The organism is Allopseudospirillum japonicum, assembly GCF_900108915.1.
Classification (GTDB): domain Bacteria; phylum Pseudomonadota; class Gammaproteobacteria; order Pseudomonadales; family Halomonadaceae; genus Pseudospirillum; species Pseudospirillum japonicum.
In genome coordinates this window covers 43,059-58,659 of record NZ_FNYH01000012.1, presented here as the reverse complement: position 1 = coordinate 58,659, position 15,601 = coordinate 43,059, and the positions used below count along the sequence as shown (strand labels likewise).

The 15,601-nt window shown below is 42.1% G+C and carries 13 protein-coding genes; 3 read left to right on the top strand and 10 right to left on the bottom strand.

Annotated elements, in window-relative coordinates; all coding sequences use genetic code 11:
- Window positions 1-192: 192 nt before the first annotated feature.
- Complete coding sequence (locus tag BMX05_RS10720) at window positions 193-1,164, top strand: zinc transporter ZntB (protein WP_093311614.1); 972 nt, start codon at window positions 193-195, stop codon at window positions 1,162-1,164.
- Window positions 1,165-1,229: 65 nt separating this feature from the next.
- On the opposite strand, the gene BMX05_RS10715 is transcribed toward BMX05_RS10720, so the two are convergent.
- The 5 genes from BMX05_RS10715 to BMX05_RS10695 all read right to left on the bottom strand — a co-directional run bounded on the left by BMX05_RS10715 (window position 1,230) and on the right by BMX05_RS10695 (window position 6,687).
- Complete coding sequence (locus BMX05_RS10715) at window positions 1,230-2,075, bottom strand: SPFH domain-containing protein (RefSeq protein ID WP_093311611.1); 846 nt, start codon at window positions 2,073-2,075, stop codon at window positions 1,230-1,232.
- 24 nt (window positions 2,076-2,099) lie between these two features.
- Complete coding sequence (locus BMX05_RS10710) at window positions 2,100-2,555, bottom strand: NfeD family protein (RefSeq protein WP_093311609.1); 456 nt, start codon at window positions 2,553-2,555, stop codon at window positions 2,100-2,102.
- Window positions 2,556-2,687: 132 nt separating this feature from the next.
- Complete coding sequence (locus BMX05_RS10705) at window positions 2,688-4,247, bottom strand: fatty acyl-CoA synthetase (RefSeq protein WP_093311606.1); 1,560 nt, start codon at window positions 4,245-4,247, stop codon at window positions 2,688-2,690.
- A 63-nt stretch (window positions 4,248-4,310) separates the two neighbouring features.
- Window positions 4,311-5,504 carry a beta-ketothiolase BktB gene (gene bktB / locus BMX05_RS10700; RefSeq protein WP_093311603.1) on the bottom strand — a complete coding sequence of 398 codons (1,194 nt, stop codon included), beginning with the start codon at window positions 5,502-5,504 and terminating at the stop codon, window positions 4,311-4,313.
- A 19-nt stretch (window positions 5,505-5,523) separates the two neighbouring features.
- On the bottom strand, window positions 5,524-6,687 hold the full coding sequence (locus BMX05_RS10695; protein WP_177166885.1) for an acyl-CoA dehydrogenase family protein: 1,164 nt from the start codon (window positions 6,685-6,687) through the stop codon (window positions 5,524-5,526).
- Between the two features lie 156 nt (window positions 6,688-6,843).
- Between BMX05_RS10695 and BMX05_RS10690 the strand changes: the two genes are divergently transcribed.
- Both BMX05_RS10690 and BMX05_RS10685 read left to right on the top strand, forming a co-directional pair.
- Window positions 6,844-7,863 (top strand): AraC family transcriptional regulator, encoded by a 1,020-nt coding sequence (locus BMX05_RS10690; RefSeq protein WP_245710704.1) that lies wholly within the window; start codon window positions 6,844-6,846, stop codon window positions 7,861-7,863.
- Between the two features lie 118 nt (window positions 7,864-7,981).
- Window positions 7,982-9,784 (top strand): transglycosylase SLT domain-containing protein, encoded by a 1,803-nt coding sequence (locus BMX05_RS10685; protein ID WP_093311596.1) that lies wholly within the window; start codon window positions 7,982-7,984, stop codon window positions 9,782-9,784.
- A 34-nt stretch (window positions 9,785-9,818) separates the two neighbouring features.
- On the opposite strand, the gene BMX05_RS10680 is transcribed toward BMX05_RS10685, so the two are convergent.
- From BMX05_RS10680 to ectA, 5 genes are all read right to left on the bottom strand, one after another.
- Window positions 9,819-11,855 carry a methyl-accepting chemotaxis protein gene (locus BMX05_RS10680; protein WP_093311592.1) on the bottom strand — a complete coding sequence of 679 codons (2,037 nt, stop codon included), beginning with the start codon at window positions 11,853-11,855 and terminating at the stop codon, window positions 9,819-9,821.
- A 167-nt stretch (window positions 11,856-12,022) separates the two neighbouring features.
- Complete coding sequence (gene folD / locus BMX05_RS10675) at window positions 12,023-12,883, bottom strand: bifunctional methylenetetrahydrofolate dehydrogenase/methenyltetrahydrofolate cyclohydrolase FolD (RefSeq protein ID WP_093311589.1); 861 nt, start codon at window positions 12,881-12,883, stop codon at window positions 12,023-12,025.
- Window positions 12,884-13,063: 180 nt separating this feature from the next.
- Window positions 13,064-13,462, bottom strand: a complete 399-nt coding sequence (locus tag BMX05_RS10670) for an ectoine synthase (RefSeq protein WP_093311585.1) — start codon at window positions 13,460-13,462, stop codon at window positions 13,064-13,066.
- A gap of 96 nt (window positions 13,463-13,558) precedes the next feature.
- Window positions 13,559-14,866 (bottom strand): diaminobutyrate--2-oxoglutarate transaminase, encoded by a 1,308-nt coding sequence (gene ectB / locus BMX05_RS10665; protein WP_093311581.1) that lies wholly within the window; start codon window positions 14,864-14,866, stop codon window positions 13,559-13,561.
- Window positions 14,867-14,928: 62 nt separating this feature from the next.
- A complete protein-coding gene (gene ectA / locus BMX05_RS10660; protein ID WP_093311577.1) occupies window positions 14,929-15,477 on the bottom strand; it encodes a diaminobutyrate acetyltransferase in 549 nt (182 codons plus the stop codon).
- Window positions 15,478-15,601: the final 124 nt, after the last annotated feature.

Sequence of the window (15,601 nt, the reverse complement as noted above, 5' to 3'; positions counted from 1 at the left end):
TGTTGTTAAGCAGTACATCGAAAATCAAAATACACCGCCAAGTGAAAGAGCCGTTAAAACTTCTCGCGCTTTAAGTCAGATAAAAGACTAATTACCTCTTGCTTGACTCGCACTTAAAAGGGCGAGATTGCGCAAGCTTAATGTTCAATAATCCCCAAGTTGAGGCTTGGGGCTAAAAATTAGGCGATTTTTATGCAGCTCAATACGGGGTTAGTGTACGCTTATTTGTTTCAAAAAAATCAAGGGAAACAATTGAAGGCATCGGAAATTCCCGCCTGGCAAGCACAAGAAGGTCTTCTGTGGCTACATTTAGATTATACAGAGCCAGAAATACAGTCTTGGCTCAATGAAGCAGCTAACTTAGATCCTATGATTGTAGAAGCTTTAATTGCTACAGAAACTCGTCCACGATGCACCCCTTTCCAAAATGGTTTTCTACTTTTATTAAGAGGCGTTAATCTCAATCCAGAAGCCGATCCAGAAGATATGGTTTCAATTCGTCTTTGGGTAGAAAAAGACCGCATTATCAGCACTCGCAAACGCCAATTACAATCCGTACAAGATCTATTACGCCGGATTGAGCAACAGCAAGCTCCTAACACTCCGGGCGAGTTTATTGCCGCTTTAACAGAAAATTTAACTTGGCGTATGCGTGATACTATCGAAGGCTATGAAGAAACGCTGGCGGATTTAGAAGAAAAAGTCCTCAGTGGCGGGCATGATGAAGTAAAAAATGAGTTATCGACACTACGTCGACACCTGATTACCTTACGCCGCTATCTTGCGCCACAACGCGATGCATTAACTAGACTGCATACAGAAAAATTTATTGGGCTGACAGAAAGCGAACGTTTACAAATTCGTGAAACAACCGATCGCCTGATTCGTTATTTAGAAGATTTAGATGCCATGCGTGAGCGTGCGATGGTCATGCATGAAGAAATATTGAGCCAGTTATCAGAACTTGGTAATCAACGCATGTATTTATTATCCATGATTACTGCAATATTTCTACCTTTGGGGTTTTTCACGGGTTTATTAGGTATCAATGTAGGCGGAATGCCAGGGGCTGATCATCCTTATGCCTTTTGGTGGGTTTGTGCAGGAATTTTTATGTTTGTTATTGTATTAGTTTTAATGATCCGTAAAAAGCGCTGGCTATAAAGATTAAACCCGCCTGAAGTGGCGGGATAGTCTATTTTTGATGATCATAATAGATACAGGTTTTTTTACCGATTGACCATATGACGCACCGCATTGAGAATATCTGCAGGTAAAACAAAAGTTTTTGTATTTTCTGAAACGGCTAAATCCTGTAATGCATTCACATATTTTTCCCCTAAAATATACATCACAGGTAATTCTTTATCCTGAATTGCCTCCGCTACATGGCCAATGGCTACTTTACTCGCACGTGCAAGCACCACTTGTGCTTCTGCATCTCTTTTAGAAGCCTCCAAACGTCCTTCTGCTTCTAAAATCGCTGCGGATTTTTCTCCCTCTGCTCGTGTCACCGTTGCACGGCGTTGACGCTCAGCCGCTGCTTGTTCCTCCATTGCATGCTGCATCGTCGACGAAGGCGTAATATCTTGAATTTCTACACTTTTTAATACAATCCCCCAATCTGCTATATCGTTAGAAATAGCAACTTTCAGCTTTGCTTTGATTTGATCTCGTGAGGACAAAGCATCATCCAGCCCCATCTCACCAATAATCGAACGCAGAGAAGTTTGTACTAAATTTTGAATGGCTATCTGATAATCTTCCACACCATAAACTGCTTTTTCTGGGGTAATAATGTTAATATAAGCCACTGCATTAGCAATAATGACCACATTGTCTCGGGTAATGACTTCTTGTGAAGGGACATCCATCACAATATCTTTTGTCGTTACCTTGTAAGCCACTTGATCTATATAAGGTACAATTAAGTTCAATCCTGGGCCTAGCGTTTGATGAAACTTCCCTAAACGCTGAATTACAAATTTACTTCCTTGAGGAACAATTTTAACCCCCATCAACAAGGTTAAAATAATTAACAAAGCAATACTTCCTGCAACAATCAGTGCGTCCATTAAATTTCTCCCAAGGCAATCATCTTATTTTTCTTTCTGAGCGATTAAAGTATTACCGTTGATTTCTACAACAAGAAGCTTATCACCTAAAATAACCGTATCCTCACAAATAAAATCCCATTCATCATCGCCTAAAATAGGCAGATGAAAACGCAAGCGCCCATGCACGTGATCTTTTGGTAAACTAACTACTTGCCCATGCTGACCTATCAAGGCCGCACGCGCATCTCCTGCTTGGGTGCGTATGCCTATTTTAGGTTTTACCCAAAACACCCAAGCAAAAATGACTGCTGCAGAAGTACAAGCCCAAAGAATCAACTGCCACGCAAGTGGCAATTCTGGCCAGTAAGCGAGCGCTAAACTTGCTGCGACGGCACCGATACCCAGCCCAAGTAAAGTAAACGTTGGTATAAAAATTTCCGCCATCATCAAGATGATACCAAGTACCAGCCAGTGCCAATAGAGCCATTGGAATGTCATAGCATCTTTTCCTTGTTTAGCTATTTACATTTTACACTATAACTCGATTTTGATAGAGAAGAGACAAAAAAACGGGATTTCCTGCTAAGCAAGCCATCCCGTTTTTATCCATCAAATAAAACTTTTACTGCACTAGCTAAACATGTCTCTTAGTTGACGTTTCAGCAATTTCCCCGCGGTATTTTTAGGTAAATGCGCCACAAAATGAATCTGTTTCGGCACTTTAAACTTTGCTAAGTGCTCACCTGCATAGGCTAATAAAGCTTGTGCATGCGTGTTTGCTTCTGGCTTAAGAACCACTACAGCGGCAATGGCTTCAATCCATTTCTCATCAGGAACACCAATCACGGCCACTTCTGCAATATCCGGATGCCGATAGAAAACTTCTTCAACATCACGACTTGCTACCAAAATGCCTCCCGTATTCACCACATCTTTGATACGGTCAACAATATACAAATAGCCTTGCTCATCTTGTACCGCCAAATCACCCGAGTGAAACCAGCCATCTTTAAAAGCTTCTGCGGTTTCTTTTGGTTTATTCCAATAACCTACCATTAATTGTGGCGATTGGTGCACTAGCTCCCCTTGCTGACCAAAAGCACAATCTTCACCCGTAACAGGATCAATAATACGACTCCACACAGAAGCCAAAGGTTGGCCACAAGAGGTAGGACGCTGTTTATGCTCTTCAGGCCTGAGCACACTGGCCAAAGGCGCAATTTCACTTTGTCCATAACAATTATATAAACCTGCTTGCGGCAGGCGTTCTTCTAATTCATGCACAACGGACTCAGGCATAATAGAAGCGCCATAATAAATTTTCTGCAATCCTTTTAAATCTTGATCAACAAATGCTGGGTGTCTTAATAAAGCAATCCATAATGTAGGTGGCGCAAAAAAGCTGGTTAACTGATGTGTTTTTAATTTGTCCAATATATTATCTGCGGTGGGTGTATCAATTAGGTAAGTCAATCCACCTGCAAGTAATGTTGGCATAGTAAATACATGCATTTGTGCTGAGTGATATAGAGGTAAAGCAGCTAATGCGCGCTCTTGCATATCAATATCAAGATGTTGCATACAGCTTAAATATTCCGCCATTAAGGATCGATGCGTATGCATTGCCCCTTTAGGGTCTGAAGTAGTACCTGAGGTATAAAGAATTTGTACAACATCCGTTTCTTGTATTGCAACCTCTGGAAGTTGGATGACTTTATCACGCATGGCTAAAGATAAAATATCGAGTTGTGTATTTCCTTCTTGTAAACTGCCATGTAAATTTAGACTCATCTCTTGATCAATTGCTTCAATGTGAACTTGTAAACTAGGATCAGAAAATAAAGCCTTCGCACCAGACTGATGCAATATATAGAGTAGCTCCTCTTTGACTAAGGCAAAATTCACTGGAACATGAATGAGTCCTAATTTGGCACATGCTAGCCATAATAGAAGATAAGCATCTGAATTTTTACCGTAAGCCGCTACACGGTCTCCTTTACGCAGCCCTTGCTCATGTAGCCCTTGTGCCACTCGATCAATGCCTTGCTCTAATTGTGCAAAACTCCAATGCCGTTGTTTATAAATTAATGCGGTCTTATTTGGATGGCGGGCCACTCTTCTTGATAAAGCTTGGTTGATTGTATTGGTATTAGCGCGAGCAATCGTTTTTATTATATCTGGCGTAAACATACAAATGTCCTGAATTGTTATTTTTATATTTTAGTAGATAAGATGATATCGATTTAAAATCGACTAAGAGGCTAAAGATTCAATAATTAAAGCAATCCCTTGCCCACCACCGATACACATGGTCACCAAGGCATAACGTCCTTGAATGCGCTCTAACTCATGTAAAGCTTTGATTGTAATGATAGCACCCGTTGCTCCCACAGGGTGTCCGTGGGCAATCGCACCACCATTTGGATTCACCTTTGCGGGGTCTAATTCAAGAGTTTGCGTCACTGCCATCGCTTGCGCAGCAAAGGCCTCATTCGATTCAATGACATCAAGATCCGCAGTAGATAAGCCGGCTTGCGCCAAAGCTTGCTTGACTGCTGGAATCGGGCCTAACCCCATCACTTCTGGTTCTACCCCAGCCACGGCATAAGCAACCAAACGCGCTCTGGGTTTTAACCCTTGCTGTGCCGCCGCCTGTGCTGTCGTTAATACCAAGGCCGCAGCACCATCATTAATACCAGAGGCATTCCCAGCAGTCACAATACCTTGCGCGCTAAAGGCTGGTTTTAAACAAGCCAGGCTTGATAAACTAATTTGGCTGCGTACATGTTCGTCCTCAGCAAACTCAACTTGCACACGCCCTTGTTGAACACAAATAGGTGTAATTTGTGATTTAAAGTACCCTGCGGCCATGGCTGCAGCCGCTTTTTGATGACTGGCCAGCGCATAGGCATCTAGCTGCTCACGTGTGTAAGCATAACGCTTGGCAATACGCTCTGCTGTCATTCCCATATGGCCGCTATCGAAAGGATCACTTAAAATCCCTAAAGTTAAATCAATAGATTGCGCATCTCCCATCCGCTGCCCAAAACGTAACTTTGGCAGAAGATAAGCCCCTTGACTCATGCTCTCAGCGCCACCAACAAGCGCATATTGGCTCATACCAGAGGCAAGCATCTGTGCTGCTGAAATAATCGCCTGCACAGAAGAACCACACAAACGATTCACATTAAAAGCTGCCGAGCTCACTGGAAGTCCTGCATTCAAGGCAATATGACGTGCTAAATAAGCATCCTGAGGCGATGTGGTAATAATGTGACCAAATACTGCGTGGTCTATCATTTCTGCAGCAATGCCAGAGTCTTGAATCGCGGCTTTCGCTACCTGAGTCCCCATTTCCGCTGGGGTCAATCGGCTTAGGCAACCACCAAAACTACCGATGGCTGTTCGTGAACCAGATAAAATCACAATCTCATCTGTGGGTTTCATATAGGGCTCCCTTGCTCAATTATTTTCCTAATAAAGAACGTGCAATCACTTCTTTCATAATTTCTGAAGTGCCTGCGTAAATCGTTTGAATTCTCGCATCAACATAAAATCGCGAAATAGGGTATTCTTGTGTGTATCCATAACCACCAAAGAGTTGTAAACATTCATCTGTCGCGGCACATTGCATTTCTGTTAGTTTTAACTTTAAGATTGCCGCATCTGTCACACTTAAATTCCCTTCTACATAAGCTTGTAGACATTGATTAAAATAAGCACGCCCTAGCGTAAATTGGGCATAGATTTCTGCAAGTTTAAATCGTGTATTTTGTAATTCAGATAATTTTTTCCCAAAGACTTGGCGGTTTTTTACATAATCAAAAGTGAGTTGTATTGCACCTTGAATTGCTCCTAACGCTTGTGCTGCAACACCCAAACGTTCCCGCGGCAACTCTTCCATTAAATAAATAAAACCTTGATTGAGTTCTCCTAATAAGGCATCTTCTGGTAAAAAAACATTATCAAAAAATAACTCTGCAGTATCACTAGTATGTTGGCCAATTTTACGAATCCCACGGCTTTTATAAAAACCAGGGCTATCTGCTGGTACTAAGAATAAAGAAATACCTTTTGCGCCAGCCTTAAGATCCGTTTTTGCACATACAATGACTAAATCAGCCAATACACCATTAGTTATAAAAATTTTAGAACCCTGTAAGCGCCAACCTTTTTCAACCTTCACTACCTGAGTTTTCAAGGCAGCTAAATCACTACCTGCATGAGGTTCTGTCATTGCAATCGCTCCCAGCACCTCACCACGAATCATTGCTGGCAACCAAGCTTGCTTTTGTGCCTGCGTCCCTAGATGCAGAATATAAGGCATGACAATATTGGCATGAATGTTATAACCACTGGCTAGACCACCAAATCCTTGACGCGAAATCTCCTCACAGATCATGGCACATACTGAAAAATTGGTTTCAGCGCCACCATACATGGCCGGCATATCAACACCCAAAAGCCCTGCCTGTCCCAAGGTATTCCATAAAGTACGAGGTAGCTGACAAGCGGCTTCCCAAGCTTCAAAATGAGGTGCGACCTCTTGCTGTAAAATTTTCTGTACCATGTTCAGCATTAGGGGCGCATCTTCACCATAAATGTGCAGATCTAAACCAGTATCAAGCATTTTCGTTGCCTCACTTAGGATAGGATTTTTATTTTTCTTGATTCCTTAGGCCATTAAACCGCCTTTGTCCAAAGTGCTAAATGATAAAATAGGTCTTTTTTATTGATCCAAAAGGCCACACAAATATTCAAAAAAAGAAAAAAACCAGGAGCCATGATGTCAAAAGCACACATCGCTAACCACTATATTTATGCCACCATTAAAGGTGCTCTCACACAAGGGCAAGATGCTCAAAGCTTGCTAGATGCAGCCAAGATACCTCACCATTATTTGCAGCAAACCAAATATAAAATCACTGAACAGCAGCTCAATGATCTGATTCAAGCCGTTTGGAAAGCCACGCAAGATGAATTTATGGGGCTGGCTCCCACCGCTTGCCGTTTAGGTACTTTTGCTTTGATGGCTGAACTGGCTTACCAAGCAAAAACTTTAGGTGGTATGTTGCATCAAAGTGCCCGCTTTTACCGAGTACTTCATCCAGATATTAGCCTTGGATTTATTAAAAACTCACCGGTTATAATTGATGAAAAATCTCCAAAAGTATTCTACCAATTACAATTAAATGCACAAAACAAAGACCCTGATCATCTTATGCAGGAATTTTTACTTATTATGTGGCAACGTTTTTCTAGCTGGTTAGTTGGTCAACAAATCCCTTATATTGAAACATATTTCAACTATTCATTACCTTCACATGCTGCAGAATATAGGGTTATGTATTCTGGAAAATTAAAATATCAGCACGATTTTTGCGGCTTTAGTTTGCATCCACGCTATTTGCAATTACCTTTGGTACGTACACATTCAGAGCTGGTTTATTTTTTACGTAGTGCGCCAGGGATTATTTTTCATTACCCTGAGAAGGATGAACGTTTACAAACTCAATTAAAGAAGTTGCTACAAGCCTATGATTTCGATGCTATGCCTACACTAGATCAGCTTGCCTCTCAACTCCATATGACACCAAGAACTTTAAAGCGCCGTCTTAATCATGAAGGTATCGGTATTAGACAACTCAAAGATGAGCTACGCCGTGATTTTGCTTTGAAGCTTTTATCAGCAGAAAATTTTTCTGTGCAAGAAATAAGTGAAAAAACAGGTTTTTCTGAAAGCGCTGCTTTTTGCCATGCCTTCAAACGTTGGACAGGATTATCTCCAAAGCAATGGAAAAAATAAAAAGATAACGGTATAAAAATTAGATAAAACAAATTTTGTCTTAGGGTGCGTTTTTAAGCTACAAAATGCTAAGCTAGAGGCATTTGTATTTGGATGCTTAGTTGAGGAGTTTTAGTTTATGTCTGTTTTTTCTGTTCGTGCTTCATATCTTAGCCTATGCATCCTCATGGCTACCAACACAGGTGCCTATGCGCAAACTGATGCAACACCTGCTGATCCTCAAAACGTCTCTGCATCAACTACTACCGCAAAAATTCCCCTTCCGAGATATGCCCTGAGCGACTTAAGAATAAGTTATCAAAAAGCTTTCACCGCTATTCAACAACAAGATATGACAAAAGCAAAAAGCTTGTTATCAAATTTACAAGCTTATCCTTTATACCCTTATGCACAAGCTTATTACTTTAATACCTTTATGCAGCAAGTTTCTGCTCAAGAAATCGAAAGTTTTATTAAAGAATATCAGGATTTACCTGCACGCATTAGTTTACACCGTAAATGGCTCAATACATTAGCAGCACGTCGTGACTGGCAAGGATACCATGATGCTTATCAATTAGCAGATATTGCCGGCACTCATTATCTTTGTTTAGACTTACAAGCTCAGCTTAATTTAACTTCTGCGGATACTTTTTTGACATCAGCAAAAATGCAGGATCTTACCTCTCTTTGGCAGGTAGGTCACTCCCAACCAGATGCTTGTGATCCATTATTTAAAATTTGGAAAGAAAAAGGGGGGTTAACACAAGTAGTTGCTATTCAGCGGACTTGGAAGGCCATTCAAGAAGGCAATTGGCGGTTGGCTCAATACGCGAGCCGTTTTTTACCTCAAACCCCTCAGCTCATGGCAAAGCTAGATCCAAAATACCAAGATTTAGAATTGACTGAATGGCGCATTCGCTTTGCCTTAAGCCAACAAGATTGGCCACAAGTCCTTGAACATCTCGCACACTTACCTAAGCAAGAAGCTCACACAGACCGTTGGCACTATTGGTCTGCGGTAGCACAACAAAAATCAACCGGTGCAATACAAACCAAAAAGTTACAAGCTTTAGCTAAAAAGCGTAGTTATTATGGTTTTTTAGCGGCCCAGCAACTAGGACAGGGATTCCACCTTAATCAGCATTTGGTCACTTGGTCCGAAGATAGCTTTGCACATTTATATAAAAAACCCAGTGTGCAGCGTATTGTTGAGCTGATACAGCAAGAAGAGTTTTATTATGCTCGCTTAGAATGGAATCGTATTTTTCCAACATTGAGTAAGAATGAGCAACATGCCTTAGCACACCTTGCTAAAAAGTACCAATGGTACACGCAAGCAATTATTGCCGCTGCACGTTTACAAGAATGGGATGATTTGAACTTACGTTTTCCTATAGAGCACCAAGACTTATATAGTAAGTTTACTGATTTACACCAGATTCCTATGAATTGGGCCTTATCGATTACACGTCAAGAAAGCGCATTTAATGCTAAAGCACGCTCACATGCCAATGCCAAAGGTCTCATGCAGTTATTACCTAAAACAGCAGAACAAACAGCCCGTCAGTTTAATTTACCTTTCAACACCAGTGTGGATCTTTATCAACCTGAAATTAATATTGCACTAGGCAGTGCTTACTTAGCAAAAATGCGTGCGGATTTTAATGGAAATCGTATTTATGCCACAGCTGCTTATAATGCAGGTCCACACCGTGTCAGAGCTTGGTTACAAGAACGCGGACATTTACCTTTAGATATATGGATAGAGGTAATTCCATTTAGAGAGACCCGCCATTATGTCCAAAATGTACTTGAATATGGTGTTGTTTATGATCTGTTAACACAGCAAAAAGCGCATCTTTTTGATGAGGCCGAGCTAAAATTGTTAGCTTTACAGCAAACGGGCCAAGCAGAAAAAACCTCCACACAGACCCGTTAAGCTTGCCTAACTTAAAGGTAACATGCATCCATGTTTACAACTGAAAACGCGCAAGCTGCTGATGAATATGCTGGCAGCTAGCGTCCAAACGTATGCTTACCTGTGTATTTGCCACACATGCTTGCACACTTTGTTCTGAGAGTTGATACAAGGTTTGCAAGCTTTGACTGACGGTTTCTGCCACCGCCGCTTGCTGTTCGGCAGCACTCGCAATACATGTACTGTGATCTGTGATTTCGTGCATATATTGGCTAATTTCCGTCAAGCTTTGCTTGGCTGTTTGTGCTTGTTGATGGCCAAGTTTTGCGGCTTGATCGCCTTGTTCAATCGCTGTCACTGCAGCATCGATTTTCTCTTGTAGATGCCCGACTAGCTGGTGAATTTCTGCTGTTGCTTCCTGAGTTCGCCCTGCCAAGGCGCGTACCTCATCGGCAACAACAGCAAACCCACGGCCAGACTCCCCCGCACGTGCAGCTTCGATCGCTGCATTCAAAGCTAATAAATTAGTTTGCTCTGCTACCTCGCTAATGGTGCTCATAAAACCACTAATATTATTACTTTCGTTGGCCACTTCTTGAATCAGTTGCGAGGCTTGATGCATCGCTTGGGTTAGTCCTTCCAAAGTATCATGAATTGCATGTGCTGCTTGTTGGCCTTGCGCCGCTTTATCACTTCCTGTTTGCGTTTCTAAAGCAGCTGACCGTGCATTTTCTGCCACTTCATTTGTGGTTGCCGTCATTTCATCCATCGCCGTGACCAGCTGGCGAATTTCTACGGTTTGTTGATGTGCTGCTTCTTCAGTCACATGACTTGCTTGACGTACTTGTTGAGCTTCTTGCTGAACACCTTGAGCCGCTTGCTCTAAACAAGTCACTAAATCTCTTAACCCTGAGTGCATTTTGTAGGTTGCCTGCCGCAGGTGCAGCACCTCGTTTTGTCCTGTTACCCCCTGATGGATAAGAGGATCAACTGCAATATTTAAGCGCCCTTCTCCAATTGCAGTTAAATTTCGGGTTACTTTCGCTAGGGGGACTAATCTTTGTTTGACTATCCAAGCTGAAATAACAATAATGCTTAATGTACTTAGGCCAATAAACAATATTAATGTATTGCGTAATATTTGACTTGTTTGTGCAAACTCATCTGCAAAACTTCCCAATAAAATCACCCAATTCCAACCAGGAATATGCTGATATGCTGCAATTTTCCCTTGAGTATCTTGCCAAGGATAGTCTAAAGTGCCTTTTTGTTGCTCTAATAAAATAGTAAAAGGATAAGAAGCATCTGCCGCTTGTACTTGAGTTAGAGATTTCCCTGCCAGCTGTGGATGCATTAAGACTTCACCTGCCTTTGTATGTCCACGTCCAGCTAAAATTGTCGCATACCCAGTCTCTCCTACTTGAATATGTGTTAAGGTGTCTCGTAAATCCTTTAAACCTTCAGTTAGATCAAATCCTATATATAAAATAGCAATAGTATTGTTTCTTTCATCCTGAATTGGTCGATAAATGGTCATATAATCTCGACCAAATAAATGAGCGACGCCCTGATATACTTTTCCTTTAATCAAGGCTTGATAACCTGGATGTGTTTTTCCAAGCAAAGTACCTAAAGCTCGCTGACCATCTTGTTTTTTTAGTGACGTACTAATACGTAAAAAATCATCTTGATAACGAGCAAAGACAGTCGCTGTCCCCCCAGTCATTCGTGTAAAACGATCCACTTTAGTAAAGTCATTATTAATAATTCCTGATTCATCGACTAAAGCTGATGTCTGATATTGACCAACACGAACCTGTTGATCACTAAAAGATACCCCTTGCGGAAATAAATTGAAGAAAATATCTGAGAGACGTTGCGCATTATCTAAGCTGTTATGATGATAAAAGGCTAAGAATTCGCTAATGGTTGCACTTTGTTGTTGCAGGCTCACTTTAGCCTCAGCACTTAAATGTGTCTGCATTTTTTGCGTCAGGCTAAAGGTAATTAGCAACCCAGCACTGATCATCAAAATGCTAATCACCCAAGTTAATTGGGCAGCGAGAGAGACTTGCTTATATTGCTCAATCATAGATAGATCTCAAATCCCACACATGAGTTTTTTGTTTATCTTGCTAAGATAAACCCATTAATTTGGAATCTTATAAGAAGCCCCTTTTTTTATCAAAAAAAACCTTGCGTTATGCTTCTAACGCAAGGCTGCCATAAACTTATATATATATAAGAATTTTAGACTTTTTAGACTAGAGGTGCATGAACTTCGCAAGCTTGTAATGTATTTTCCAGTAAGGAAGCCACTGTCATAGGTCCAACACCACCAGGCACTGGAGTAATCCAAGCAGCACGTTGTGCTGCAGTTTCGAACACCACATCACCGACTAGACGGCCGTCTGCTAAACGATTGATACCAACATCAATCACCACAGCGCCAGGTTTAATCCACTCTCCTTGCACCAGTCCTGGTTTACCCACAGCCACCACCACAATATCCGCATCTGCAAGATGGGCTTGCATATCTTGGGTGAACCTGTGTGTCACTGTGACTGTGCAACCTGCCAGCAAAAGTTCCAACGCCATCGGACGACCCACAATATTAGAGGCTCCCACAATGGTTGCATTAAGGCCACGTAATTTAATGCCAGTACGTTCGAGCAAAGTCATGATGCCTTTTGGCGTACAAGGACGTAAAGTTGGCATACGTTGCGCCAAACGCCCAAGATTATAAGGATGAAAACCATCTACATCCTTATCTGGGCGAATTTGTTCTAAGATAGGTTCTGCATTTAAATGTACGGGTAAAGGCAGCTGGACCAAGATGCCATCTACTTGCTCATCCGTATTGAGTTGTTCAACCAAAGCCTCTAATTCTGCCTGACTGGTACTCGCAGGTAAGCGGTGCATAATCGAGCCTATGCCTGCTTTTTCACATGCTAAGTGTTTATTATTCACATACACTTGCGAGGCTGGATCTTCACCTACGAGCACGACAGCCAAATTAGGTGCGCGTCCACCTGCAGCTTGACGAGCAGCCACACGCTCTGCTACCTGTTGACGTATATCTAAAGCAATTTGTTTACCATCAAGACACTGTGCGTTCATCGGTATTTCCAGTAAGTAAGCGCTGCAAGAAAAAATAAGTCGCTGTATCAGCTATGAATACTAGAATTTTCGCATGTTATCCGCATTAGGCAAAGTGGTGTCATGCTTAGACTGGGTTGAACTTCCAAAAAATAAGGCACCTTCAAGGTGCCTTATGCTGATCAAATGTATTGATCACTACTAAGTTGCGTCTTCTACGGGCGCATAAGAGCCATCCTCGCGATGACGCTCATTACCGACAATCGGTGGTGAAAACACACAAGCCAAGGTCATCGTTTTGGAGGCGCGCAGCAAATGTTCATCGTGTTGGTCTAAGATGTAAATATCACCTGGTTTGATCGGCCAGATTTTACCATCAGCCAGCGTTTCTACTTCGCCTTCGCCTTCAATACAATAAACAGATTCTAAATGATGCTTATACCAAATATGGGTTTCCGTATCTGCATGAATCACTGTGATATGGAAGGAAAACCCCATATTGTCATCTTTTAAAAGCAAACGTGTGCTTTCCCACTGGCCTTTTTCTGCGACCACATGACGATCTGTGTTACGGGCTTGTTGAAGATTACGTACTATCATAGCTGTCCCAATTGGATCTTAAAAAGCGCTGACCCCCACAGGAGCCAGCGAATACCTTCAGGCAATGAAGAGCGCACTGAAAATGCTCAGAAAAAATTAGGCAGATGCGCGTTCGCGTGCATCTTCGATGACAGGTTCAGCATCTTCATCTGCTAAGACAGCTTTAATACTGGCCTCTAAAATATCTAGACCTTTAGTCAATTCTTGGTCTTTGATCACTAAAGGACATAGGCACTTCACAACCTCACCTTCGGGACCACTGGTTTCAATAATCAAGCCACGTTTAAACGCCTGACTAGTAATCCGGTCGGCAAGTTCACCACTATGCATGTGAATGCCTCGCATCAGACCACGGCCACGCTGACTAGCTTGTACCCCTTCTGCTTGCAGCAACTCAATCATTTGGTTAAAGCGATGCTCAACAATACGCGATTTACGTAGAATATCGCGCTCAAATAAATCATTACTCCAATACTCACGCAAAGCAGCTGCTGCTGTGATAAAGGCTAGATTGTTACCACGGAAAGTACCGTTATATTGGCCAGGTTTCCACTGGTCAAGCTCAGGACGCATCAAGACCATGGCGAACGGCAAACCAAAAGCACTGAGTGATTTAGAAGAAGTTACAATATCTGGCTTGATATGCGCATGTTCGAAGCTGAAGAACTTACCTGTGCGCCCACACCCTGCTTGGATGTCATCCACGATCAATAAAATATCATTTTGTTGGCAGATATTGGCTAAACGCTGTAACCATTCAATACGCGCTGCATTAATACCCCCTTCACCTTGTACGGTTTCGACTAAAACCGCCGCAGGAAAATCAATACCACTACTTTTATCCTGCAAGGCTTTTTCTAGGAAATCTAAGGTATCGACCTGCTCACCTAGGTAACCATCATAAGGCATAAAGGAAACCCCTTGCGTGGGCAAACCTGCCGCCTCACGGAATTTACTATTCCCTGTCGTGGCTAAAGACCCTAAAGTCACCCCGTGGAACGCATTAGTGAAGGAGATAATGTTCGTACGACCTGTCGTATTACGCGCAATACGTAAAGCGGCTTCGACCGCATTTGTGCCCGTCGGTCCTGTAAATTGCACTTTATAATCCAGACCGCGCGGTTTAAAAATTAAGTTTTCTAAATTATCAAGGAATTCTTTTTTAGCTTGGGTCCACATATCCAAACCATGAGTAATGCCATCATGCTGAATATAGTCGATCAAGGCTTTTTTGAGTTTGGGATTGTTGTGCCCATAGTTCAACGTACCTGCACCGGCCAAAAAATCAATATATTCGCGGCCATCTTCAGTGTATAAGCGCGAACCTTGTGCACGGCTAAAAATCACTGGGAAAGAACGGCTATAAGTACGCACTCCGGATTCTAAACGCTCTAAAGTATTCATTGTGAACTCCTGAAAGTTGCTTTTTTAATTATTAGAATGATTGAAATAAAGAAAAGGACTCTCTAAGCCCAACTAATACGCAATAGATGCTCAGGCTCGTGCTCGCCACCGAGTTGTGCAGCACTAAACCAATCCGCACTTTGCAGACTTGCTTGACGCTGGCGCGCGAAGCTACGAAATAGCGCCCAAGAGGCTTGATTAGAAGGGGTGATACTGGTTTCTAGTGCCTGCACTTGCGCACAGCTTGCAGAGGCTAACACTTGTTCGATCAGGCGCAGCCCCATGCCTTGACCGCGCAGTGGCGCACCAATCGCAATTTGCCATAGGAAATAGGTGCTTGCCGAGCTGCTAGAAGCGTCCTGAGATTGAAAGATCTCCGGGTCGCCGCCAGCTTGTGCGGGTTTAATATAACCAGAGACAAAACCTTGGATTTCGCCATCTAGTTCAGCAACCAAACAGCTAGAAGAAAAATGCGTGCATAATAAAAGATAGTTATACACTGAGTTTAAATCGAGGGGCTTACAAGCATCGATTAGGCGGTGAATCGCGACACCATCATCTTTATTTGGATGACGAAACAACAACTTATGTTCTATAGATGTGCTTTGCATAAAAAGGTCTTGGTGATGACTTCGAGATCAATCATAACAGGATTTTATCAAAGTGCAAATTTTTTATTATCCAAAACTGATTTCACGATAATTTAAAATTATCAAAATCCTGTCATCGTCTCGT